This is a genomic window from Kitasatospora sp. NPDC002227 (genome assembly GCF_040296285.1).
Classification (GTDB): domain Bacteria; phylum Actinomycetota; class Actinomycetes; order Streptomycetales; family Streptomycetaceae; genus Kitasatospora.
Genome location: NZ_JBEOWY010000055.1, coordinates 14696 through 38072, shown reverse-complemented (window position 1 = coordinate 38072; position 23377 = coordinate 14696). Strand labels below are relative to the sequence as shown.

Annotated in this window: 20 protein-coding genes; 15 read left to right on the top strand and 5 right to left on the bottom strand. The window is 74.1% G+C overall.

Annotated features, from left to right (window positions below; translation table 11 throughout):
* Window positions 1–21: 21 nt before the first annotated feature.
* Entirely contained in the window at window positions 22–384 is a 363-nt protein-coding gene (locus tag ABT095_RS32650; RefSeq protein WP_350533191.1) for a nuclear transport factor 2 family protein, read from the bottom strand.
* A gap of 129 nt (window positions 385–513) precedes the next feature.
* Between ABT095_RS32650 and ABT095_RS32645 the strand changes: the two genes are divergently transcribed.
* The gene (locus ABT095_RS32645; RefSeq protein WP_350533190.1) at window positions 514–3186 is read left to right on the top strand and encodes an AAA family ATPase; all 2673 of its coding nucleotides are present in this window, start codon (window positions 514–516) and stop codon (window positions 3184–3186) included.
* A gap of 203 nt (window positions 3187–3389) precedes the next feature.
* On the opposite strand, the gene ABT095_RS32640 is transcribed toward ABT095_RS32645, so the two are convergent.
* A complete protein-coding gene (locus ABT095_RS32640; protein ID WP_350533189.1) occupies window positions 3390–4940 on the bottom strand; it encodes an FAD-dependent monooxygenase in 1551 nt (516 codons plus the stop codon).
* 277 nt (window positions 4941–5217) lie between these two features.
* Here ABT095_RS32640 and ABT095_RS32635 point away from each other — a divergent pair, with 277 nt between their 5' ends.
* The 7 genes from ABT095_RS32635 to ABT095_RS32605 are packed head-to-tail and all read left to right on the top strand — an operon-like array spanning window position 5218 to window position 10318.
* On the top strand, window positions 5218–6309 hold the full coding sequence (locus ABT095_RS32635; RefSeq protein WP_350533188.1) for a SchA/CurD-like domain-containing protein: 1092 nt from the start codon (window positions 5218–5220) through the stop codon (window positions 6307–6309).
* Window positions 6310–6343: 34 nt separating this feature from the next.
* Entirely contained in the window at window positions 6344–6778 is a 435-nt protein-coding gene (locus ABT095_RS32630; RefSeq protein ID WP_350533187.1) for a cupin domain-containing protein, read from the top strand.
* On the top strand, window positions 6775–8040 hold the full coding sequence (locus ABT095_RS32625) for a beta-ketoacyl-[acyl-carrier-protein] synthase family protein (RefSeq protein ID WP_350533186.1): 1266 nt from the start codon (window positions 6775–6777) through the stop codon (window positions 8038–8040). The genes ABT095_RS32630 and ABT095_RS32625 overlap by 4 nt, the downstream gene beginning before the upstream one ends.
* Complete coding sequence (locus ABT095_RS32620) at window positions 8037–9272, top strand: ketosynthase chain-length factor (protein WP_350533185.1); 1236 nt, start codon at window positions 8037–8039, stop codon at window positions 9270–9272. The genes ABT095_RS32625 and ABT095_RS32620 overlap by 4 nt, the downstream gene beginning before the upstream one ends.
* Window positions 9273–9292: 20 nt before the next feature.
* Window positions 9293–9535, top strand: coding sequence for an acyl carrier protein (locus ABT095_RS32615; protein WP_350533184.1), 243 nt, complete (start codon window positions 9293–9295; stop codon window positions 9533–9535).
* 1 nt (window position 9536) lies between these two features.
* Window positions 9537–9992, top strand: a complete 456-nt coding sequence (locus tag ABT095_RS32610; RefSeq protein ID WP_350533183.1) for an SRPBCC family protein — start codon at window positions 9537–9539, stop codon at window positions 9990–9992.
* A gap of 5 nt (window positions 9993–9997) precedes the next feature.
* A complete protein-coding gene (locus tag ABT095_RS32605) occupies window positions 9998–10318 on the top strand; it encodes a TcmI family type II polyketide cyclase (RefSeq protein WP_350533182.1) in 321 nt (106 codons plus the stop codon).
* A 58-nt stretch (window positions 10319–10376) separates the two neighbouring features.
* Here the strand turns inward: ABT095_RS32605 and ABT095_RS32600 are convergent, their stop codons facing one another.
* Window positions 10377–11399 carry a methyltransferase gene (locus ABT095_RS32600; protein WP_350533181.1) on the bottom strand — a complete coding sequence of 341 codons (1023 nt, stop codon included), beginning with the start codon at window positions 11397–11399 and terminating at the stop codon, window positions 10377–10379.
* A 27-nt stretch (window positions 11400–11426) separates the two neighbouring features.
* Window positions 11427–12515 carry a right-handed parallel beta-helix repeat-containing protein gene (locus tag ABT095_RS32595; protein ID WP_350533180.1) on the bottom strand — a complete coding sequence of 363 codons (1089 nt, stop codon included), beginning with the start codon at window positions 12513–12515 and terminating at the stop codon, window positions 11427–11429.
* Window positions 12516–12678: 163 nt separating this feature from the next.
* Here ABT095_RS32595 and ABT095_RS32590 point away from each other — a divergent pair, with 163 nt between their 5' ends.
* Window positions 12679–13509: a DUF3626 domain-containing protein gene (locus tag ABT095_RS32590; RefSeq protein WP_350533179.1), complete on the top strand. Its 831-nt coding sequence runs from the start codon at window positions 12679–12681 to the stop codon at window positions 13507–13509.
* A gap of 51 nt (window positions 13510–13560) precedes the next feature.
* Here the strand turns inward: ABT095_RS32590 and ABT095_RS32585 are convergent, their stop codons facing one another.
* Entirely contained in the window at window positions 13561–14862 is a 1302-nt protein-coding gene (locus ABT095_RS32585) for a glycosyltransferase 87 family protein (RefSeq protein WP_350533178.1), read from the bottom strand.
* Window positions 14863–15045: 183 nt separating this feature from the next.
* On the opposite strand from ABT095_RS32585, the gene ABT095_RS32580 reads away from it, so the two are divergent.
* The 6 genes from ABT095_RS32580 (at window position 15046) to ABT095_RS32555 (ending at window position 23348) form a co-directional block, all read left to right on the top strand.
* The gene (locus ABT095_RS32580; protein WP_350533177.1) at window positions 15046–15924 is read left to right on the top strand and encodes a sigma-70 family RNA polymerase sigma factor; all 879 of its coding nucleotides are present in this window, start codon (window positions 15046–15048) and stop codon (window positions 15922–15924) included.
* A 79-nt stretch (window positions 15925–16003) separates the two neighbouring features.
* Window positions 16004–16687 (top strand): Crp/Fnr family transcriptional regulator, encoded by a 684-nt coding sequence (locus ABT095_RS32575; protein ID WP_350533176.1) that lies wholly within the window; start codon window positions 16004–16006, stop codon window positions 16685–16687.
* Window positions 16688–16851: 164 nt separating this feature from the next.
* Complete coding sequence (locus tag ABT095_RS32570) at window positions 16852–17697, top strand: hypothetical protein (protein WP_350533175.1); 846 nt, start codon at window positions 16852–16854, stop codon at window positions 17695–17697.
* Window positions 17694–20039, top strand: coding sequence for a hypothetical protein (locus ABT095_RS32565; protein WP_350533174.1), 2346 nt, complete (start codon window positions 17694–17696; stop codon window positions 20037–20039). Before ABT095_RS32570 ends, ABT095_RS32565 begins: the two co-directional genes overlap by 4 nt.
* Window positions 20040–20184: 145 nt before the next feature.
* Window positions 20185–21435, top strand: coding sequence for a PE-PGRS family protein (locus tag ABT095_RS32560; RefSeq protein WP_350533173.1), 1251 nt, complete (start codon window positions 20185–20187; stop codon window positions 21433–21435).
* A gap of 629 nt (window positions 21436–22064) precedes the next feature.
* Window positions 22065–23348 (top strand): M48 family metalloprotease, encoded by a 1284-nt coding sequence (locus ABT095_RS32555; protein WP_350533172.1) that lies wholly within the window; start codon window positions 22065–22067, stop codon window positions 23346–23348.
* The last annotated feature ends 29 nt before the right edge of the window (window positions 23349–23377 follow it).

Here is a 23377-nt window from a genome sequence, read left to right as displayed (position 1 = left end):
CAAACAGCTTTCGGTGGTGACTCAGGCGCCGGGCACCTGGTCCAGGAAGCCGAGCACGCGGTCGACCCGGCCCTGCCCGTCCACGGTCAGCACGTCGAAGCCGACCACCAGGGCCTCGCCGCCGGCCGGGCCGAGCAGCCAGGTGAAGCGGGCCAGGTGGTGGTGCGCGTCCACCGGGCCGAGGGTGAACACGAAGCCGGGGAACTGCGCCTGCACGGCCCCGATCGCCCCGGCGATCGCCTCCCGGCCGAGCAGGTCGACCAGCGGGTCGGTGTAGCGGCCGTCCTCGGCCCACAGCTCGTCCACCAGCTTGCGGCGGGCGGCCGGGTCGGTCTCGTTCCAGGTGGCGATGTAGCGCTCGGCCAGCTGCTGGAAGTCGGTCATCTCGGGCTCCTCGGTGGTGAGTCGTTCTCTCGGTGAGCACGAAACTACGGGTCGGCCGGGGTGCTCCGAATCAGTCGGCGATAGGTATCGGCATAGGTAACTCGCGGCGCTCTGACTAGAGTCCGGAGCATGCTGTACGGGAGAGCGGAGGAGCAGCGCGTCGTGGACGGGCTGCTGACGGGGGCCCGCGAAGGGCGCAGCGCGGCCCTGGTGCTGCGCGGCGAGGCGGGCATCGGCAAGAGTGCGCTGCTGGAGCACGCGGCCGGGCAGGCCGATGGGTTACGGGTGATCCGGGCGACGGGGGTGGAGAGCGAGGCCGAACTCCCCTTCGCCGGGCTCGGGTTGCTGCTCGCGCCCGGCGCGGAGCGGCTCGGCGCACTGCCGGGCCCGCAGCGGCGGGCGCTGGAGGCCGCCTTCGGGCTGGCCGAGCAGGGGCCGGGGGACCGACTGCTGACCGGGCTGGCGGTGCTCGGACTGCTGGCCGAACTGGCCGCCGAGCAGCCGCTGTTGTGCCTGGTGGACGACGCGCACTGGCTGGACGGCGGCTCGGCCGAGGCGCTGCTGATCGCCGCCCGCCGGCTACGGGCCGAGGGAGTGGTGCTGCTCTTCGCGGCGCGCGAGGGCGGCTTCGCCGCGCCGGGGCTGGCCGAGCTGCCGCTCGCCGGGCTCGCCCCCTCGGCCGCTGCGGAACTGCTCGCCGACTGCCCGCCGGGGATCGCCCGCCGGGTGCTGGCCGAGGCGCACGGCAACCCGCTGGCGCTGACCGAACTGCCCGCCGCCCTCGCGCTCGAGCAGCCCGGTACGGCGGTCGGCGGGGTGCCGCTGACCGGGCGGCTGCAGCTCGCCTTCCACGGCCGGATCACCCGGCTGCCCGCCGCCACCCAGACGCTGCTGCTGGTCGCGGCGGCGGAGGAGAGCGGGGAGCTGGCCGTGGTGCTGCGCGCCGCCGCCGCGCTCGGGGCCGGGCCGGAGAGTCTGCCCGCCGCCGAGGAGCAGGGCGTGCTGCGGGTGACCGACGACCACCGGCTGCTCTTCCGCCACCCGCTGGTGCGGGCCGCCGTGCTCCAACGCGCCCCGCTCGCCGCCCGCCTGGCCGCCCACCGGGAGCTGGCCGCCGCCTGCCCGCCGGGCGACCGCCGCACCTGGCACCTGGCCCTGGCCGCCACCGCGCCCGACGCCGCGCTGGCCGCGGAGCTGGAGCGCGCCGCCGCCGGGGCCGCCTCGCGGGGCGGCCACACCGCCGCCGCCACTGCCTTCGAGCGCGCCGCCCGGTTCAGCGCCGACGGGCCCTCGGCCGCCCGCCGGCTCGCCCTGGCCGCTGGATCGGCCACCGAGGCAGGGGAGTTGGACCGTGCCGACGAACTGGCCGAACGGGCCCTGGGGCGGGCGGAGCAGCCGGAGGCCGCGCTGCTGCTCGGGCAGGTGCGGGCCACCGCGCGGTTCTGGCGCGGGGACTACCCGGGGGCGTACGAGCTGCTGCTGGCGGGCGCCCGCTCCACCACTGCCGCGGCGGCCCCGCCGCTGATCCAGGCCTTCCACGCCGCCTGGTACCTGGGAGAGAAGCAACTTGGCGAGCTCATAGACGAGTTGGTGCGGCTCGAGCTGCCCGCCGACAGCCCGTCCGCACCGCTCGCGCAGTACCTGGCCGCCGTCACGCTCCCGCTGCTCGGCCGGCCGGCCCCCGCACTGCCGGACGCCCGGGAGACGGTCGAACGGGCCAGGCCCGGTGCGTCGCTGCGCGATCTCGTCCAGATCTGCGGGGCGACCCTGATCCTCGGGCGGGACGCCGAGACCCACCAACTGGCGGCCGAACTCGCCGCCGAGGCCCGGGCCACCGGGGCGGTCGGGCCGCTGCCCACCCTGCTCTTCTTCCAGGCCGAGGCCGAGCTCTTCCACGGCCGCCACCGGGACGCCGAGGTGACGGCCGGCGAGGCGCTGGGCCTGGCCCGGGACACCGGGCAGCTCCAGTGGGTCAGCCAACTGCAGAGCCTGCTGGCCTACTTGGCGGCGCTCGCGGGGGAGGAGGCGGGCTGCGCCGAGCTGGCGGCCGCCGCGCTGGAGAGCACCGGCCCGGCGCCGGCCGCCGGGCAGCCCTGGGCCCGGTGGGCGCTCGCCCTGCTCGACCTCGGCCAGGGCCGGGCCGCCGCGGCCCTGGACCGGCTGACCGCACTGACCAGCGGCCCGCACCGGCACCACGTCTCGGCGACCAGGGCGGTGCCGGACTTGGTCGAGGCCGCCGTCCGGCTGGGCCGTCCGGAGGCCGCCGCCGAGGCGTACCGGTGGTGGGAGCGGTGGGTGGCGGCCGCCGGGCAGCCGTGGGGGCGGGCGCTGCTGCTGCGGTGCCAGGCCCTGCTCGCGCCGGAGGAGTTGGCCGAGTCGGCGTATCTCGCCGCGCTCGAGCAGCACCGGGTGGGTGTCGCCCGGCCGTTCGAGGCGGCGCGGACTTCTCTGCTGTACGGCGAGTGGCTGCGGCGGGCCCGTCGCCGGACGGACGCCCGGCCGCACCTGCGCACCGCCATGGAGACCTTCGACCGACTGGGCGCCCACCCCTGGTCCACCCGCGCCCGTACCGAACTCGCCGCCACCGGCACCACCACCCCCGCCACCCCGGCCGCCGGCCCCCTCGCCGTCCTCACCCCCCAGGAACACCAGATCGCCCGCCTGGCCGCCCAGGGCCTCCCCAACCGCGACATCGCCGCCCAGCTCTTCCTCAGCCCCCGCACCGTCGGCCACCACCTCTACAAGGCCTACCCGAAACTGGGCATCGCCTCCCGGGGGGAGCTGGCCGCTCTGTTCGAGTGAGTCAGCTGCAGGGCAGCACCCTCAGGGGCGCGGGGCACGGCGCGAGGTCGGAAGAGGCCGACCTGCCAGCTGCGGCAGTGGATCACTTGCACTGTCCAGGGGCGCGGGGAACGGCGCGAAGCGGTGGGCCGCAGGCCGTGCATGGCCGCTCGCGCAGTTCCCCGCGCCCCCGTGGGTGCTGCCCCAGCGAGGTGCCCCAGGGGTTAGCGAGCCAGCAGGGCGTCCAGCACCTCCCGCAGCTCGACCGCCGGGTCGGCCGGCAGGGTGTCCGTCCGCCAGGCGATGAAGCCGTCCGGGCGGACCAGGACCGCGCTGTCCGGGGTGAGGCCGTACGGGGTGTCGCTGTCCAGCCGGTGGAAGGTCAGCGGGACGTCGGTCCCGGTGGTGGCGGTGGACCAGGCGTCGGAGCCGGCCAGCAGGGTGAAGGACCGCTCGAAGAGGTCGAGCGTGGACCGCCCGTCGGCCAGCCGGTGGTGCGGGGCCCGGGCGCCGGGGGCTGCGTCGGCCGGGGCGAAGGTGTCGGGGACGGCCGGGCCGGCCGGGTCGGTGCCGAGGACGGCGCCGACGGGGTAGCGGTAGCCGAGGGCCACGGCGAGGACGTTCTGCTGGCGGCCCGTGCCGGGCAGGGCGGAGTAGCCGGGGTGCCGGTGCTCGGCGGAGCGCGCGGCGGCCCGCGCCGCGGTCGCGACGGCCACCGGCCGCCGCTCCTGCTCGTAGCTGGCCAGGAGCCCCGGCCCGGCCCAGCCGCCGAGCACGGCGGCCAGCTTCCAGACCAGGTTGTGTGCGTCCTGGATCCCGGTGTTGGAGCCGAACGCCCCGGTCGGCGACATCTCGTGCGCCGAGTCCCCGGCCAGGAAGACCCGCCCGGCGCCGTACCGTTCGGCCACCCGCTCGGCCGCGTGCCAGGGCGCCCGCCCGGTGATCTCCACCTCCAGGTCCGGCACCCCGGCCGCGGCCCGGATGTGCGCGATGCAGCGCTCGTCGGTGAAGGCCTCCAGCGGCTCGCCCTGCTCGGGGTGCCAGGGCGCGTGGAAGACCCACAACTCCTTGTTGTCCACCGGCAGCAGGGCGCCGGCCCCAGCCGGATCGGTCAAGTAGCAGGCGATGAAGCGCCGTTCGCCGACCACGTCGGCGAGCCGCTTGGCCCGGAAGGTGATCGACACGTTGTGGAAGAGGTCGCCGCGCCCGCTCTGCCCGATCCCGAGGGCTTCCCGGACGGGGCTGCGCGGTCCGTCCGCCGCGATCAGGTACTGGGCCCGGACTAGCTGTCGGCTGCCGTCGACGCGGCTCCGCAGCACCGCGACCACACCGGAAGCGTCCTGCTCGAAGTCCACCAGCTCGGTGGAGAACCGCACCTCGCCACCCAACTCCCGGGCATGCTGGAGGAGTACGGGCTCCAGGTCGTTCTGGCTGCACAGGCACCAGCCGGTCGGGCTGAACTTCGCCAGTGCCCCGCCCGGGTCGATCTCCTTGAACAGCCACTCCTGCTCGGCCCCGCTGAGCGTGTCGGCCTGCAGGATGCCGTGGTTCTCGGCGAGCACCGAGGCCGCCGCGCGGATCGCCGGCTCCACCCCGGCGGTGCGGTACAGCTCCATGGTGCGGACGTTGTTGCCGCGCCCGCGCGGATGGTGGGAGGTGCCGGAGTGCTTCTCGACCAGCAGGTGCGGCACCCCGAGGCGGCCCAGGAAGAGCGAGGCGGAGAGCCCCACCAGCGAGCCGCCCACGATCAGGACGGGGGTTTCCACGGTTTCCACAGCGGTGCTCCAGGGGGAAGGGGGTGGGTTCCCAGCCTCCGCCCTGCCGGGCGATCACGCTCGGTCGCAGCCACCCGGGGGTGGGCAGTTCGCCCGGATGGCTTCCAGCCCTCGCGCACCCCCGGTGCTCCCCGCACGATCGAGCCTAGGTTTCAGCGGCGGTCACCGAGCGTCGACCCGCCCTCCCGGACCGGTCACCGGCCACTCGTCACGCCCGGTCACCCTTCGAGGTCCGGGCCCGCGCCGCCGCCGTGGACGTCCAAGGAGAGACGGATACATGACCACCCTGACCCACGCCCCGGCCCGTCGGCCCGCGCACACCACCACCCGGCTCCGCGTCGTGCTGCTCTGCGACATCATGGACGGCGCCCAGCAGCGCTTCCTGGAGGCGTACGAGCAGCTGCGCCACCAGGTGGCGGCCGTGCCGGGCCACGTCACCGACCAGCTCTGCCAGTCCATCGAGGACCCCTCGCAGTGGCTGATCACCAGCGAGTGGGAGAGCGCGCAGCCGTTCCTGGCCTGGGTGGACAGCGAGGCCCACCGCGCGATGGTGAAGCCGCTGCACGGCTGTGTCCGGGACACCCGGAGCCTGCGGTTCAGCGTCATGCGCGAGACCTCCGGCAGCGAGACCTTCGACTCCACCCAGCAGCCGGTGCTCGACGGCGTGGTGCGGCACGCGCTGACCTTCACCGTGAAGCCCGGCAGCGAGCCCGAGGTGGCCCGCCTGCTCGCGGGCTACAGCTCCCCGGCCGCCCGGGTGGACGAGCGCACCCGGCTGGCCCGCACCTCGCTGTTCATGCGCGGCAACCGGGTGGTCCGTTCGGTGGAGGTCGAGGGCGACCTCGGGGCGGCCCTGCGGCACGTCGCGATGCAGCCCGAGGTGCGCGCGGTGGAGGAGGCGATCAACCCGTACCTGGAGCAGGACCGTGATCTGACCGACCCGGACTCGGCCCGCGCCTTCTTCATGCGCGCCGCGCTGCCCGCCGTGCACCACACCGCCGCCGACCGGGTGAGCGGCAAGGTGACCCGGCACGCCCTGCTCTACCCCGTCCGGCCCGGCTGCGGCGCCGCGGTGGCCGCGCTGCTCGCCCGGCAGGACGAGCTGGCTGTGCGCGAGGGCGGCCACCCGTTCGCCGGCAGCACGGTCTTCCAGCGCGAGGACACCGTGGTGCGGGTGGTCGACCTGACGGCCGATCCCGAGTCGGTGCCCGCGCTGGCGCTCGGCGTGGTCGGCCCGCGCGCTTCGGGCGTGCTGGCCCGGCTCACCGAGCTCGGCGGGCACGACCTGCGCAGCCCGCAGGGCATGGCCCGGTACGCCGCCGGGTGCGCGATGGCCCTGGTCACCGACCGGCGCGCGAAAGGCGCCTGAACCCCACGTCTTCCCACTGCTTGAGGAGCCCGAGATGACCACCCCGTACCCCCGCATCGTGCACATCGACGAGGCCCCGTCCAACCGCCGCCACGGCGCCGATCTGCGGCCCATGCTCACCCCGACCGCGGTCGGCGCCACCAGCGGATTCATGGGCCTGGCGATCGTCCAGCCCGGTGAGCGGATCGCCGAGCACTACCACCCGTACTCGGAGGAGTTCGTGTACGTGGTCAGCGGTGAGCTGGAGGTGGACCTGGACGGGGAGCCGCACCGGCTGGAGCCCGACCACGGGCTGATGATCCCGATCGAGATGCGGCACCGGTTCCGCAACGTCGGCCGCACCGAGGCCCGGATGGTCTTCCACCTCGGCCCGCTCGCGCCGCGCCCCGACCTCGGGCACGTCAGCACCGAGGCGGCCGAAGGCGCCCAGCCGCCGGAACACCCCGCGCCCAGTGGGGTCGTCGCATGACCAGGCGGGTGGCCGTCACCGGGGTGGGCATCGTCGCCCCCGGCGGCATCGGCGCTCCCGCCTTCTGGGAGCTGCTGACCGCCGGGCGGACGGCGACCCGGGGCATCACCCTCTTCGACCCGGCCGGCTTCCGCTCCCGGATCGCCGCCGAGTGCGACTTCGACCCGGCCGCCTGCGGCCTGGACGAGGCGCTGGTGGCCCGCTCCGACCGGTACGTGCAGTTCGCGCTGGCCGCCGCCGACGAGGCGGTGCGCCACGCGGGCCTGGACCTCGCGGCGCTCGACCCGTGGCGCCTGGCCGTCTCGCTCGGCACCGCCGTGGGCGGCACCACCCGGCTGGAGCACGACTACACGGCCGTCAGCGGCCGGGGCGCGCACTGGGCGGTGGACCACCGCCGGGCCGATCCGCACCTGCACCGGGCGTTCTCGCCCTCCACCCTGGCCTCGGCGGTGGCCGAGCGGGTGGGCGCGCGCGGGCCGGTGCAGACCGTCTCGACCGGCTGCACCTCGGGGCTGGACGCGATCGGCTACGGCTTCCAGGCGATCGAGGACGGCCGCGCGGACCTGTGCGTGGCCGGGGCGGCCGATTCGCCGATCTCCCCGATCACCGTGGCCTGCTTCGACGCCATCCACGCCACCTCGGAGCGCAACGACGATCCCGCGCACGCCTCCCGCCCGTTCGACGCGGACCGGGACGGCTTCGTGCTGGGCGAGGGCGGCGCGGTGCTGATCCTGGAGGAGCTCGGCCACGCCCGTCGGCGCGGGGCCCAAGTGTTGTGCGAGATAGGCGGGTTCGCCACCTTCGGGAACGCTTACCACATGACCGGGCTGACCCAGGAGGGCCGGGAGATGTCCGAGGCGATCGACCGGGCACTGGCCCACGCCCGGGTGGACGGCAGCGAGATCGACTACGTCAACGCGCACGGCTCGGGCACCAAGCAGAACGACCGGCACGAGACGGCCGCCGTCAAGCGCTCGCTGGGCAGCCACGCGTACGCGACCCCGATGAGCTCGATCAAGTCGATGGTCGGCCACTCGCTCGGCGCGATCGGCGCGATCGAACTGGCCGCCTGTGTCCTGGCGATGGTGCACCACGTGGTGCCGCCGACCGCCAACTACGAGACGCCGGACCCGGAGTGCGACCTCGACTACGTGCCCAGGGAGGCCAGACCGGCCCGGCTGCGCAACGTGCTCTCGGTCGGCAGCGGCTTCGGCGGGTTCCAGTCCGCCGTGGTGCTCAAGCGGGCGGGGGTGGCGGCATGACGGCGATCCTGCCCGGCCGCCGGGCCGTGCTGACCGGCATCGGCGTGATCGCGCCCAACGGCGTCGGCGCCGACGACTTCTGGAAGGCCACCCGCGAGGGCCGCAGCGTGCTGGGCCCGGTCACCCGGGAGGGCTGCGAGCAGCTGCCGCTCAAGGTGGCCGGCCAGGTGAGCGGCTTCGACGCCGAGGAGGCGGTCGAGGGGCGCTACCTGGTGCAGACCGACCGGTTCACCCACTACGCGATGGCCGCCGCGGACCTCGCCCTGGAGGATGCCAGGCTGGACCGGGAGGGCCAACCACCCTTCGGGATCGGCGTGGTGACGGCGGCGGGCTCCGGCGGCGGCGAGTTCGGCCAGCGCGAGCTGCAGCAACTTTGGGGCCAGGGGCCGCAGTTCGTCGGCCCGTACCAGTCCATCGCCTGGTTCTACGCCGCCTCCACCGGCCAGATCTCCATCCGCGGCGGCTTCAAGGGCCCCTGCGCGGTGGTGGCCAGCGACGAGGCAGGCGGCCTGGACGCGCTGGCCCACGCCGTCCGGACGGTGCGGCGCGGCACCGACACCGTGGTGGTCGGCGCCGCCGAGGCGCCGCTGGCCCCGTACTCGGTGGTCTGCCAGCTCGGCTACCCCGAACTGAGCCTCGCCACCGATCCGGAGCGGGCCTACCTGCCGTTCAGCCCGAAGGCGAGCGGCTTCGTGCCGGCCGAGGGCGGGGCGATGTTCGTGGTCGAGGACGAGAGCTGCGCACGGCAGCGCGGGGCCCGGATCCGGGCCGAACTCGCGGGCCACGCCGCCACCTTCACCGGCCCCTCGGCCTGGGCCGCCTCCCGCGCGGGCCTGGCGCACGCCATCCGGGGGGCCCTCGAGGAGGCCCGCTGCGCGCCGGACGAGATCGACGTGGTCTTCGCCGACGCCCTCGGCCTGCCCGAGGCCGACCGTGCCGAGGTGCTGGCGCTGGCCGACGCGCTCGGCGAGCACGCCGAGTTCGTCCCCGTCACCGCCCCCAAAGCCGGTACCGGGCGGGCCTACTGCGGCGCACCGATGATCGACACCGCCGCCGCCGTGCTCGCCATGGAACAGAGCCTCATCCCACCCACGCCGAACGTCACCGAGATCTGCCACGACCTCGACCTGGTGACCGGCCACGCCCGCGCCGCCGAGCTGCGCACCGCCCTGGTGCTCAGCCGGGGGCTGATGGGCTCCAACGCGGCGCTCGTACTGCGCCGCCCGTACTGATTCCCGCTAGGAGACCTCTGATGGACCTCACTTACGACCAGCTCGCCCAGCTGATCCACGCCAAGGCCGGCGTCACCGTCGACCCGGAGCGGATCGGCGAACCCGGGATCGGCTTCGACGAGCTGGGCGTCGACTCGCTCGGGGTGCTCGGCCTGATCGCCGAGCTGGAGAACCGCTTCGGGCTCCAGCTCGGCAGCGAACTGCCGCGCACGCCCGCCGAGTTGCTGGACAACGTCAACGCCGCCGCGATGAAGGGGGTCTGAGATGCCGGGCCACACCGACAACGAGATCCTCATCGCGGCCCCGGTCGACCTGGTCTGGGAGATGACCAACGACCTGGAGAACTGGCCGCAGCTGTTCAGCGAGTACGCCTCCGTCGAGGTGCTCGGCCGCGAGGGCGAGCGCACCACCTTCCGGCTGACCATGCACCCGGACGAGAACGGCGCCGTCTGGAGCTGGGTCTCCGAGCGGGAGACCGACCGCGACGCGCTCGCGGTGCGGGCCCGCCGGGTGGAGCCGGGCCCGTTCGAGTTCATGGAGATCCGCTGGGAGTACGCCGAGGTGCCGGCCGGCACCAGGATGCGGTGGATCCAGGACTTCGCCATGAAGCCCACCGCCCCCGTGGACGACGACGGGATGACCAACCACATCAACCGCAACTCCCGCGTCCAGATGGAGCTCATCCGGGACAAGGTCGAGAAGCGGGCGGGGGAGGGCTGATCGCCGTGCACCGCGCCCTGATCGTCGCCCGGATGAACCCCGGCGCGGCCCCCGACATCGCCAAGGTCTTCGAGACCTCGGACCAGGGCGAGCTGCCGCACCTGATCGGTGTGACCGGCCGCAGCCTGTTCCAGTTCGGTGACCTCTACCTGCACCTGATCGAGGCCGAGCGCCAGCCCGGCCCGGAGGTCGCCAAGTACACCAAGCACCCCGAGTTCCGCGAGGTCAGCCAGCAGCTCACCGCCTTCGTCCAGGCCTACGACCCGGCCACCTGGCGGGAGCCCAAGGATGCGATGGCCCACGAGTTCTACCGCTGGGAGCGCTGAGGCCGGGTACGGAAGAGGGGCGCGAGGATCGATCCTCGCGCCCCTCTTCATGCGCCTTTTATGGCACTTGGGCCTCGAAGGCGTGCAGGTACGGGTTGACCGGGCGGACGCCGTCCACCCGCAGGCCGGCCTCGGCGAGCAGGGTGAGCAGGCTCTCCCGGGTGTGCTTGGCGCCGCCGACGTTGAGCAGCAGGAGCAGGTCCATCGCGGTGGTGAAGCGCATCGAGGGGCTGTCGTCCACCAGGTTCTCCACCACCACGACGCGGGCGCCGGGGCGGGCCACCGCCAGCACGTTGGCCAGCGTGCGGCGGGTGGAGTCGTCGTCCCACTCCAGGATGTTCTTGATCAGGTAGAGGTCCGCCTCGACCGGGATCGAATCGCGGCAGTCGCCGCCCACCAGGCTTGCCCGGTCGCCCAGTTCGCCGCCCGGGTGCAGCCGGGGGTCGGCCTGGGCGACCACCTGGGGCAGGTCGAGCAGGGTGCCGCGCAGGGTGGGGTGCTTGGTCAGCAGGGCGGCCAGCGCCTGGCCCTGGCCACCGCCGATGTCGACCACCGAGCTGATGCCGGTGAGGTCGAGGAAGCCGGCCAGGTCGGCCGCCGACTGGCGGCTGGAGTGCGTCATCGCCTGGTCGAAGACCCGGGCCGACTCGGTGGCCTCGCCGCTGTGCAGGTAGTCGAAGAACTCCCGGCCGTACAGCTCGGGGAAGACGGAGCGGCCGGTGCGGACGGCGTCCTCCAGCCGGGGCCAGGCCTGCCAGGTCCACGGTTCGGTGCACCAGAGGGCGATGTAGTGCAGGCTGTCCGGCGCGTCCTCGCGCAGCTGGCGGGACATGTCGGTGTGCGCGTAGCTGTCCTCGTCGGTCTCGGTGAAGACGCCGTAGCAGGCCAGGGCTCGCAGCAGCCGCCGCAGCGAGCGCGGATCTGCACCGACCTTCTGGGCCAACTCCTGGACTTTCATCGGCTGTTCGCCGAGTGCGTCGGCGACGCGCAGCTGGGCGGCGGCGCGGACGGCGGCGGCGCAGGCCGCGCCGAAGACCAGTTCGCGCAGCCGCATCTTGGCCTGTGGGGTGGTGGTGGTCATGGCCACCTCTCTTCTCTGGGGGTGTGCTCAGCAGTGCCCGGCGGGCTCGGAGACGCCGCAGGTGTTGCCGGTGAAGGTGTTGCCGGGGCCGGTGTCCCGGTCGGCGAGGTCGGCCGGGCCGTTGTTCAGGGCGAGGTTGTCGGTGACGCTGATCCGCGCGTTCGGCGAGCCGACCAGGCTGTGCAGCAGCACGATCCCGCCGGACATCGGCGAGGTGCCGGTGTTGCCCTCGACCCGGTTCTCGGTGACGCGGGTGTCCTCGGCGCCGGTCAGCATGATGCCGCTGCCCTGGATGAAGGCCAGCCGGGGGTTGGGCGGGCAGTACTTGTTGTTCTCGTGCACGTGGTTGCGGCGCACCGTCAGCGCACCGGCCCGGGGGACGTTCTCGTCGCCGATGACGAAGACACCGCCGCAGTTGCCGTGCACCTCGTTGTGCTCGACCGTCAGCTCCCGGGCCCGGCGGACGACCACGCCCAGCCGGTTGCCGCTCAGCTCGTTCTCGCCGATCACCGTGCCGCGGGTGTCGATCGCGCCGCCCTCCTCGTAGGCGGCGTTGGCCAGGAAGACCCCGGCCTGGCCGTTGCCCCGGGCCACGTTGCCCTGGACCACCGCGCGGACGGACTTCTCCTGGCTGATGCCCTGCTGCCCGTTGTCCAGGGCGTGCACGCCGCGGACCACCAGGCCGTCGGTGCCGGAGGCGTCGATGCCGTTCTTCGGGTAGCCCCGGACGGTCAGATCGGCGACCGTCACCCCGAGCAGCGGGGCGGCCGGGGTGCCGTCCACGCAGATGCCGTGGCCGGCCGCGGCGCAGGAGGCGGCGGGGGCCGGGGCTGGCTCCCCCGCGCGCTGCTCCGCGGGGGCCAGCACGGTGCCGGGGCCCAGGCCCCGCAGGGTCAGGTGCGGCGTGGTGATCCGCACGCTCTCCCGGTACGTGCCGGGCAGCACCAGCACCCCGTCACCGGGCCGGGCCGCGTCCACGGCCTGCTGGATCGACTCACCGGGGTGGACCAGGTGCCAGTTCGCCCCGCCCCCCGCGAAGGCGGGCGGGGCTGCGCCCAGACAGGTGAGCAGGGCGGCCGCAGCGACCGGGAGGACGTGGGAGGGACGAGTCGGCATCGGGGCGTGGCCTGCCTTCCGGAGACACTTCGGAACTGGTCGGCGCCCGCAGGCACCGGCTCGAAGCTAGGGGCAAGCAGAGCGGCCCGCCACTCAAGGTAGCCGTCCGGTCGCCCCGGGTATTGGCGTGCGGGCGGGTGGCGGTGCCCGGCAGACTGCTGCGATGACTCGGACTTCCACTCAGGCGCAGGAGCGGGCGCTGGCCCACGTCGCGGCGCGCTCGGCCGGCCGGCCCCTGGAGGCCTCGCTGCGGCTGACCCTCAACTTCCACCCCGACCGGGAGAGCGCCGGGCGCCCGATCCTGCGGCAGCTCGCCGAGGACGGGGCGTACCGCTCGCAGTTCGTCACCGGCACCAGCAACGGCGGCCTCACGGCCCACCCCGGCGGGGACCGCTGGCGCTGGGAGAGCCGGATCTTCGGGGGTGCGTACGACGACGCGCCCGCCGCGGACCGGCCGGTGTACGGCGCGCTGAACCACCGCGGGCGCCCCTTCGGTGCGGCCCCGCGCTTCGGCTCGGCCCACCTGCGGCTGACCGCCGAGGTGCTCGGCCGGGCCAGCTTCTGCTATCCGGACAGCTTCACCGAACCCACCGACTTCGGGGTGGCTGCCGGGATGCACCTGATCGAGCTGGCCGAGGCGGACGAGCAGGACGTGCTGGACGACTACATCGAGGCCCAGGTGCACGGGCCGGTGGTGCTGGAGCGGGACGTGGAGGCGATCGTGCTCGACCCCTGTTACCGGGGGACCGCCGTGGCGGAGGCGGCCGCCGCGCTGCCCTTCCCGGTGGAGTGGCACGGCGGCTTCCGCCTCACCGTCGACGAACTGCGCCGGCACCCGGAGTACCGGGGGCCGGAGTTCGTCGAGCTGGGTGCCGAGATCGCGGAGCGCGGGCTGATCGACGCCCGGATCATCGGCGACGCCGTCCGTACCGGCCGCCACGACCCGCAGGGCCTCAAGCGGGTCTGGCACTGCGTGGCCCGCTTCGGATGGTGACGGAGTGGCCGGGCTGCTCCGGTCAGTGACGGCGCGGCCGGGCTGCTCCGGTCAGCTGCGGACGGCCGGCTTGCGGCGGATGCCCGGGCGACGGCGCGCCTGCTGCGAGTCCTGGGAGGGCTGCGAGTCCTGCGAGGTCCGGCCGGGCTGGGGGCCGAGCCGGAAGTCCGCCGCCAGGGCCCAGAGCACCAGGCCGAGCGCGAGCGCCGTCGCGGTGGCGTAGACGGCCATCTGCGGCATCGGGTTCGGCGGGGCGGCGGGGTGGCGCAGGTAGAGCAGGTAGGAGCCGAAGGAGGACAGCTGCGTCAGCAGCGGCAGCGGCCAGAGGCGGCGGGGCAGTTCGAAGGCCGCGATCAGGGCGAGAATGTCGGCCGGGTAGAAGTACCGCTCGTGCATCGAGGGCAGCAGGAAGGGCACCAGCAGCACCGAGGCGGTGGCCAGCAGCACCACCCGGCGCCGGGTCAGCACCCACTGGGCGCCGCGGGCCCGCATGGTGGCCAGGCCCGTGCGGGAGAAGACGGCCAGCGCGGTGAGGCCGAGGACGGCCGCGACGGTGGCCAGCATGCCCAGCCGGCGGATCTGGTCGTCATGGCCGGTCACGGAGATGAACTGGTAGACCGAGGGCGCGTTGAGGGTGAGCGCCTGGTAGGTGCCGGTCTGGCGGGCGTAGACGGTGAACAGCTTGACCGGGTCGTGGCCGAGCAGCAGCGCGGGCAGGTCCAGGGCCAGGTAGGTGGCGGGAACGGCCAGCAGCGTGCGCCACGGCACCCGGCCGAGCAGCAGCATCACCAGCACGAACGGGGCGATGAAGATGGCCTGCAGCTTGAAGGCCAGCGCCAGCCCGAAGAACGTGCAGGCCCACCAGGGCCGCTGCCGCAGGACGTAGTAGACCCCGCCGACGATGAAGGCGGTGTAGATCGAGTCGGACTGCGCCCACCAGGCGCCGTTCGCGATCACCGAGGGCAGCAGCAGGGCGGCCATCCCGGCCAGCACGGCCCGGTGGCCGAGGTGCCGCAGCGCGACGATCCGGTACACGTAGTAGGCCAGCAGCAGGTCGAAGGCGACCGAGATCAGCTTGATCCCGGTCAGCGCCTTGACCGGCAGGTACGTGAGGGCCGCGAGGAGGTAGAGGTACGGCACGTTGTAGTCGGCGAAGCTGGTGTCGTCCAGCGCGCGGAAGCCGCCGTGGGTGTCCAGGTGCTTGTACCAGGAGTGCAGGAACCAGGTGTAGTCGACCGTCTGGAACGCGTGCCCCGCCAGCCTGAGGACGAGTGCCCCCGCGACCAGCGCCGAAATCGCGGCGTACCAGCCCGCCTTCCCGTTCTGTATTCGAACCTGCTTGAACAGAGCCATGGTTGCTCCCCCGTGACACGAGTGGTCGAGGCCCGTTCCAGATGCCCCCCGCCACGATCGACCGGACCAGTATGCGTCACGCTGGGCTGGCCAGGGTGAACGGGGGTGTACGTCCGGCCCCGGTACGCCAATGCCGCGACAAGGGGGGAATGTCGGTACATGTCACTGCGAAGGGTGAGCAGCGTGGACGAGCCGGGTGGGCTGACGGAGCAGTTCGAGCAGCAGCGGCCTCGGCTCAAGGCGTTGGCGTACCGGACGCTGGGCTCGCTCAGCGAGGCGGACGACGCCGTGCAGGAGGCGTGGATACGGCTCAACCGCACCGATACGAGCAGTGTGGAGAACCTGGCGGGCTGGCTCACCACGGTGGTGGCCCGGGTCTGCCTCAACATGCTGCGCTCGCGCGAGCAGCGCCGGGAGGACGCGCTGGACCTGCGCATCCCCGATCCGGTGATCAGCCCCGAGAGCGGGGCCGACCCGGAGCACGAGGCCCTGCTGGCGGACTCGGTCGGCCTGGCGCTGCTGGTGGTGCTCGACTCGCTCGGCCCGGCGGAGCGGCTGGCCTTCGTGCTGCACGACATGTTCGCGGTGCCGTTCGAGGAGATCGCCCCGCTGGTCGACAAGACCCCGGCCGCGACCAGGCAGCTCGCCAGCCGGGCTCGCCGCCGCGTCCAGGGCAAGGCCCCGGCGCCCGAACCGGACCTCACCCGGCAGCGCGAGGTGGTGTCGGCCTTCTTCGCCGCCGCGCGGGACGGCAAGCTGGACGCGCTGGTCGGCGTGCTGCACCCCGAGGTCGTGCTGCGGGCCGACGGCGCGGCCGGCCGGGCCCGCCGAGCGGTGACGCTGGCCGGCGCGGAGCTGGTCGCGAGCCAGGCCGTCACCTTCGGCAGCCTCTCGCCGTACGCCCGCCCGGCGCTGGTCAACGGCGCGGCCGGCGCCGTGGTCATCGGGCCGGACGGCCCGCTCTCGGTGATGGCCTTCACCGTGGCCGAGGGGCTGATCACCGACATCACCGTGCTCACCGACCCGGACCGGCTGCGGGAGCTCGACCTGTCGGCGTTCTGAGCGTCCCGGGGTGCCGTACGTCGGGAGCAGTTCCGGCGTACGGCGCCGGGGGTGCGGCGCCGAGCCGTACTCTGCTGGCATGGAGTTCGAGGACCGGGTTCCGTTCGTGGTCCGACTGGAGGCGGAGGACAGGCAGGCCCTGCTCGCGAGCGGGGACCGGATGGTCTACCCCGCCCGGCAGGTGCTGCTGCGCGAACACGAGCCCTCCGCCCACGTGTTGGTGCTGCTCTCGGGCTGGACCAAGGTCACCTCCGCGGCGGCCAACGGTTATGAGGCCCTGCTCGCACTGCGCGGGCCCGGGGACATCGTCGGCGAGGGGGCGGCGCTCAGCGGGCGGCAGCGATCGGCCACCGTCACGGCGCTCGGCGAGGTGGAGGCGCTGGCCGTCGAGGGCGAGCGGTTCCACGCCCTGCTGGACGAACGGCCCGGCGTGGCGAAGAAGTTGCTGGCCCTGGTGTCGGACCGGATCCGGGACAGCGACCGCCGCCGGGTGCAGTTCGCGGCGCTCAACGTCCAGGAGCGGCTGGCGCTGCTGCTGCTCGAACTGATCCGCAGTCACGGGCAGGAGACGGCGGAGGGTGTGCATCTCAACCCGGGGCTGACGCAGAGTGAGCTCGCCGGTTCGGTGGGCGCCTCCCGGGAGGCGGTGGCGCGGCTGTTGAAGGGGCTGCGGGACAGGGGCATCGTCCGCACCGAGCGGCGGGGTCTGGTGGTGATCCGGCCGGAGGTGCTGCGGATGATGGCACGTCAGGGGCAGCGCTGAGCAGGAGTTTTGGTGGACGACCGAGGGAGGCGGGAGCGCCGTTCTGTGTATACGGTCACATTCCGAGTGTGCTGGTTTCCCTCGCCGCACCCCCCGTTGCCCTGACACCTTGTGACTGTCCGAACGGGCCCCGCCGGGCCCGGGCCACCCTGCGGAAGGCAGCCATGCGCGAGCCCGTCACCCAGACCATGCTCCTCCTCGACATCGAGAAGTTCAGCCGCCGGGACGACTTCGTCCAGGCCGCCCTGCGGCGGGCGCTGGGCGGGATCGTCGACGAGACCCTGCTGGCCGCCGGGGTGGAGGCCACCCAGCAGTACCGCGAGGACCGGGGGGACGGCCTGATCGTGCTGGTCGGCGCCGAGGTCGCCAAGACCGGGTTGCTGCGAGCCCTGCTCACCGTTACGCCCGAACTGCTCCACGACTACAACCGGCTGGCCTCCGCCAGCGCCCAGCTGCGCCTGCGCATCGTGCTCGCCTCCGGCGAGGTGGCCCACGACCCGCAGACCCGCACCACCGGCGGCCTGGTCGGCCACGACCTCAACCAGGCCTGCCGGCTGCTCGACGCGGACGTGCTGCGGCAGGCGCTGGCGCAGCGGACGGCGGAGGACTGCGTGCTCCTGGTGAGCCCGGTGGTGTACGAAGGCGTGGTGCGGCACGGGCACCACGGCATCCGGACGGGCCACTTCCGCGAGGTCTCGGCGCAGGTCAAGGACGGGGTGCTCGGGGGGTGGCTGTACGAAGGAGCGGCTTCGGCTGCGGCTGTGACCGCCGGCCCGGCTGCCACTGCGACCTCCGGCCCGGCTGTCGCTGTGCCCGAGCAGGCTGTCGCTCCCGCTGTTCAGGTCGCACCCGAGCGGGGCGGGCCGGTGCTCCACCTGCCGCCGGGGACGGTGGTGAACGGGTCGATCGTCTTCGGCGACCAGCACGGGGTGAGCGGCAACGCCCGGGTGGACGGCGACGTGACCCTCGGCGGGCGGATTCAGCGGGGCGTGACCGGGGGTGAGTCGTGACCGCACCCGAGCAGTACGAGCCGGCGGGCCAGGCCCGGCCGGGGGCGGAGCCGCCGCAGGGCGCGGCGGCCGGGGCCGACGGCCCGGACGGCAACACCGCACCGGCCACCGACGGGCCGGTCCCCTCGTCCGCCGAGAACGAGGAGAGCAGCGAACACGCCTGGGACTCCCGCCGCGGCCTCCTCCGGCACAGCCCTGGGATCGTCTTCGGCCACTCCGGGCGGATCGGCGGCTCGCTGGTCGGGGGTGACCAGCACGGGGTGAGCGGCGGGAAGGTCACCGGCGATGTGATCCTCGGCGGCAGCAAGGTCGAGTACCACCTCGGTGGTGACTCGGAGGAGCGCTCCGGCGAGATCCCGGCCACCGAGGTCGAGGTGCTGGCCGGGTGTTTCGTCTACCCGGAGGCCACGCCGGAGGAGGCCCTGGCGGCGCGCACCGCACCGGGCGCGAGCACCGCGCAGGGGGTCGCTGGTGAGGTGGGAAGCGCCGGTGGGGCGGGAGGTGCCGGTGAGGCGGGCGAGAGCTGGGCGGCCCACAGCCCGTTCGGCCGCGCCCTCGGGCGGTTGCGGCGCCACCGGGTGGTGGTGCTCGCGGGCCCGGCGCGGACGGGCCGGCGGTCCGCCGCACGGATGCTGCTGCGGACGGTCGGCGCCACCGCGTACCGCGGGCTGGACCCAGCGCTCGCGGCCGGCCGGCTGCCCGCCGAGATCCGGGAGCGGACCGGGCACGTCCTGTACGACTTCGCCACCAGCGCCGAACGCCCGCTGCGCGAACACCACCTGGGGGCACTGAGCGAGCGGCTCGAGGCCGTCGACAGCTACCTGGTCATCGTGGTCGGCCCCCACCCGGTGGTGCACGGCGGTCACGGGCCGGTCCACTGGCAGCCGCCGGAGGCGGCGCGGCTGGTCGGCGCGCTCCTCGAGCGGGAGGGGATCGGCGCGGCCGAGGCGGCGGAGCTGCTGGCCATCCCGGAGACCGAGGCGGTGATCGGCCACCGCAGACCGGTCGCCGAGCTGGTCGGCTTCGCGGAGCGGCTCCTCGCGTACGCCCAGGAGCGGATCACCCGGGCGGAGCTGGCCGCGTTCGGGCCCTACGCGGCCGCGCGGCAGGTGCGGGAGTGGTTCGACCGCGGGGAGCTCGGCCTGCACGACCAGGCCTTCCTGATCGCGCTGGCCGCCTTCGACGAAAGCCCGTACGCGATCACCGCCGAGCTCAGCGACGTGCTCTTCGGGCTGCTCCAGGAGATCGAGAACCCCGGCGAACCTGCTCGCATCCCGGTCTTCGGCAGCTCCAGCGCGCAGCGGGTCGAACTCGCCCAGGCCCACCGCTACGAGGAGACGGAGGAGAGCGAATGGGGGGCGGTGCCGCAGACCAAGCTGCAGTTCCGCAACCCGGAGACCGCGCTCACCCTGCTCGGCGAGGTCTGGACGGGGCACCCCTCGGCCCGCCCGGCGCTGGTGAAGTGGCTCCGGCGGCTGGCGGTGGACCCTCGCGCGCTGGTCCGCACCCGGGCCGCGTACGCGGCGGCGGCGCTGGCCGCGACGGACCTGCCCTCCACGATGTCGCTGCTGATCCGTCCCTGGGCCGCCGACCGGCGCTTCCACGCCCGCCTGGCGGCGGCCAACGCGCTGGCCCTGGCCCACCTGATGAAGGCTCCGCACGTGCCGGAGATCCTGCGGGGGTGGTCCTCGGACCGGAGCGAGCAGTTGCGCGCGACGGCGGTGCGGGCCTACGCGATGGTCGGCGAAGCCTTCCCGGGGTCGGCGATCACGGCCCTGCTGGAGGCACCGAAGGAGAAGTCGAAGGAGCTCACCGAGCAGGCGGCGGCGGCCTCGGTGATCCTGCTGGCGTCCGGTCAGGAGTCCGGGGGTGGCGGCACGGGGATCGGCGTGGCAGCTCAACTCTGGGCCGCTCTCGTGCCGTTGGCGCAGCAGAGTGCCTCCCGGCTGTTCGTGCTGGGCAGCTTCATCAACGCCTGCGGGCCCACCGAGGGTGAGGCGGGCGGCGGTCGACCCCTGCTGCTCGACCAGTACGGCCGGGGCGAGGGTGACCCGGGCACGCCCGGCGAGCTGCTCCGCCGGTCGCTCGCTTCGCTGTGGCGGATCACCCTCAACGACCGGGAGCTCACCAACAGCGGGCGCTGGGCGTTGGCCGGGTGGGTCCGGTCGGCCGAGAGCGACCCGGAGGCGGAGCGGAGCCTGGCCGAACTGCTCCCCGCGCTCGCGGTCTCGGCCGAGGACACCAAGCGCCTGAGCTACCTGCTGGAGAACCTACGGGCCGACGGGCCGGGTGAACAGCCACCGCTGCCCGTCGCCACCCGCCTCCAGGCCGCTCTCGGATGACCGCCCACCAGTCGCCCGGCCCGCCCGGCCCGCCCTGCCACCAGTCGCCCGGCACCGTGCCGCCCGGTCACTTGCCGCGCCAGCTCGCGCCGCCTCACCCGGCTTGCCGCTCCACCGTTCGGACCCGTCCAAGGAGAGCCACACCATGATGCGCCAGACACCGCAGTGGCAGCAGAACGCGAACCGCCACACGACGCTCGTCGACCCGGTCGTCACCATCCAGGAGCTGTCGCGTCTCAAGCCGCTGCGCTCCACCCGGATCGACCACGCCCTGGTCTTCACCAGTCCCCAGGGCGGGTACGAGACCTTCCTGCCGCCGAATCGCCCGACCCGCACCGAGCTGGCCACCCGCCGCTGGACCACGGTCTACGAAGTGGACATGGGCCTGCACGAAGCCCAGCTGCCGCTCGCGCTGCCCAGCGCCAACGACGCCTTCCTCTTCGAGGTGGTGCTCTCCTGTAGCTGGCAGGTCGTCTCCCCGGACGCCTTCGTGGCCAGTGGTGAGCGCGACGTGCCGGCCATGGTGCAGCGGCTGGTCGAGGGGGTCGTCCGGCCGGTGCTGCGCCGGTACGGGATGGCGGACAGCTCCGTCGCGGAGCGGGAGGCCCAGGAGGTACTGGCCTCGGTCGGGCCGCTGGGCACGGGGGCCGGTCTGCAGGTCCGGTGGGGGCTCCAGATCCGCCGGGACGAGGACGCGCTGGAGCAGGAGCGGGCGCTGCGGCGGATCGAGTTCGCCCAGCAGATGCTCGACCCGGAGCACGCGCTGCGGATGAAGCAGGACGAGCTCAACGCCGAGCGCGCCCTGGCCCAGGGGCGGCAGCAGCACTGGATCGCGATGCAGGACCAGAACCTCGGCCACGAGCGGCGGGTGCTCGCGGGCCAGCAGGAGTTGGAGCTCCAGGCGATCGAGGCGAAGAAGATCGAGTACTACACCTACTACCTGGAGCGGGGCGGCCCGAGCGCGATGGCCTTCCAGCTCGCCAGACGGCCGGAGGACACCGCGCTGGTGCTGCAGAACCTCCGTGAGGACCAGCTCCGGGCGATGCGGAACCAGATGGACTTCGCGCTGGCCGCCCTCCAGGGCGGTCTGGAGGAGCACCAGCTCGAGGAGCCGCGGCGGCAGGCGATGCGGGTGTTCCGCGAGGTCATGGCCGGGATCGGCCCGAGCGGCGCCCCGGCGGTCGAGGCGGGCCCGGCTTCCTCGGCCACTCCGGCGGACGCCGCCCCGGTGGGGGACGGTGAGCAGGCTCCGCCGGCCGGGGGCCCGGCCAACTGGGGGCTGACCAAGAGCGACGACCCGGCCGCTCCGGGGAGCGTGCCGCCCAGGCCGCCGGCGCCGCCGGCACCGTCCGCACCGCCGGCGGACAGCGGCCCCGTCTTCGGCTACGGCGCTTAGGGTCTGCCCGGCCGACCGCACTGCCACCCTGGGCCGTCTCTACGGCCATTGGCCCGCGCACCGCCTGGTGCATCACCCCCGCGCATAACCCCGCGCATCACCTGCGGCCCGACCGCCGCCGGTCGATGCCGCCTGCCCGCCTCCGTCTTCTCCCGTACCGGACGAACCTCAGGAGCCGCACCGCCATGTCCGCCCATGACCCCTACCCCGACACCCCACCGCCGTACCCGGGCGACCAGCCGCCGGCCTACCCGGGCGAGGAGCCCCCGCCGTACCCGGGGGAGGAGCCCCCGTCGTACCCGGGCGAGGAGCCGCCCCTGTACCCGGGGGATGGTGCGTCTCCGCTGTACCCCGGCGAGGAGCCGCCGGCCTACCCCGGCGACGCCGCGCCGCTGTACCCGGAGGTCCCTCCGCCGTACCCGGGCGATGTGCCTCCGCCGTACCCGGATGATGCTGCGCCCCCGCCGTACCCGGGGGAGGAGCCTCCGGCCTACCCCGGTGAGGAGCCCCCGCCGTATCCGGCTGGCGGTCCGTCGGTTCGAGCTGTGGCGGCGGCGGTTCCGGATCGTCCGGAGGTCGGACCGCCGCTGGTCGTCGGGCCGCCGCCGGGGGGTGAGGAGCGGGCGCCGGTGTACCCAGGTGCCGGCTTCGAGCCGCAGGCGGCTCCGGTGGTGGTGCCGCCACCGCCGCCGTTGGCTCCGCCGGAGCTGCCGCCGTCCGCCGCGGTGGCGCCCGGACAGGCCGAGGACCAGGACGATCTGGCCTTCCAGTCGGGGCGCAGGATCCTGAAGGCCCATCAGCGAGGTGTCGACGGGGCGGCCATCTCGCAGTTGGTGGTGACCCTGCCGACGGCCATCGTCAGTCTGGCCGTCGTCGGTACGTTCTCCTCGATGTTCAGTGACGTCCTGGGCGGGATCGTCACGCTGGCGTGGTTGCTGTCCGGCGTGCTGGTCTTCCACCGGCCGACCGAGGGGATGATCGCCCAGCATCTGCTGGGGATGCGCCGCCCGGACCAGGCGGAGCAGGAGCGGCTCGCCGCGGTGTGGGCCGAGGTGACGCGCCGGGCGGGTGTCCAGCCGGGCACCTACGAGCTGTGGGTGCAGGAGCGGGACGAGTTGAACGCGACCGCTGCGGCGGGACACATCGTCGCGGTGACCAGCCACGCGCTGGAGAAGCTCCCCAACTCCCAGCTGGCCGCCGTGCTCGCCCACGAGCTCGGGCACCACGTCGGTGGTCACCCGTGGGCCGGCTTGCTCGCAGACTGGTACGCCCTGCCCGCACGGACCGTGGGCCGCTGGATCGCCCTCGGGGTGCGTAAGCTGCTCGGCTCGGGTGAGGCGGCCGGCATCGCCTGCGGTGGCTGCCTGGTGGTGTTCTTCGCGGTCTTCGTCTTCATGCTCGCCTTCTCCGAGGGCATGTGGTGGTTGGTCCTGCCGATCATTGCCGCGCCGCTGCTGGTCAGGTGGCTGCACCGGCGGGCCGAGTACCGGGCGGACGACTACGCCCTGGGGCTCGGCTTCGGTGACGAACTGCTGGCCGTCCTGGTCGAGGAGCACCGCAGCCAGCCGCAGCCCCCGGCGCCCGGGACGCCGCCGGCTCCGCCCCAGACACCCCAGGCGCCGCCGGCCTACCCCGGCTACCAGCAGCCCCACCCGGCCGGGTACCCGTCGTACCCGCCGCCCCAGCAGCAGCCGTACCCCGGCTACGGGATTCCCCCGCAGCCCGGTGTCCAGGCCGGCTACCCGCTGCCGCCGCAGATGCCGCAGGTGCCGCCCGGCCCGCAGCCGCCGCGCCCCACCGTCCCGGCCGCGCGCGGGGCGAAGGAGACCGTGGCCGCGACGATGGTGCGTGCCCCGCACGCCAACTTCGAGGCGCGGATCAGGCGGCTGCAGGGACGCGACCAGCTGGGGTGAGGAGGCCGGCCGCCCGGCCTGCTGCGGAC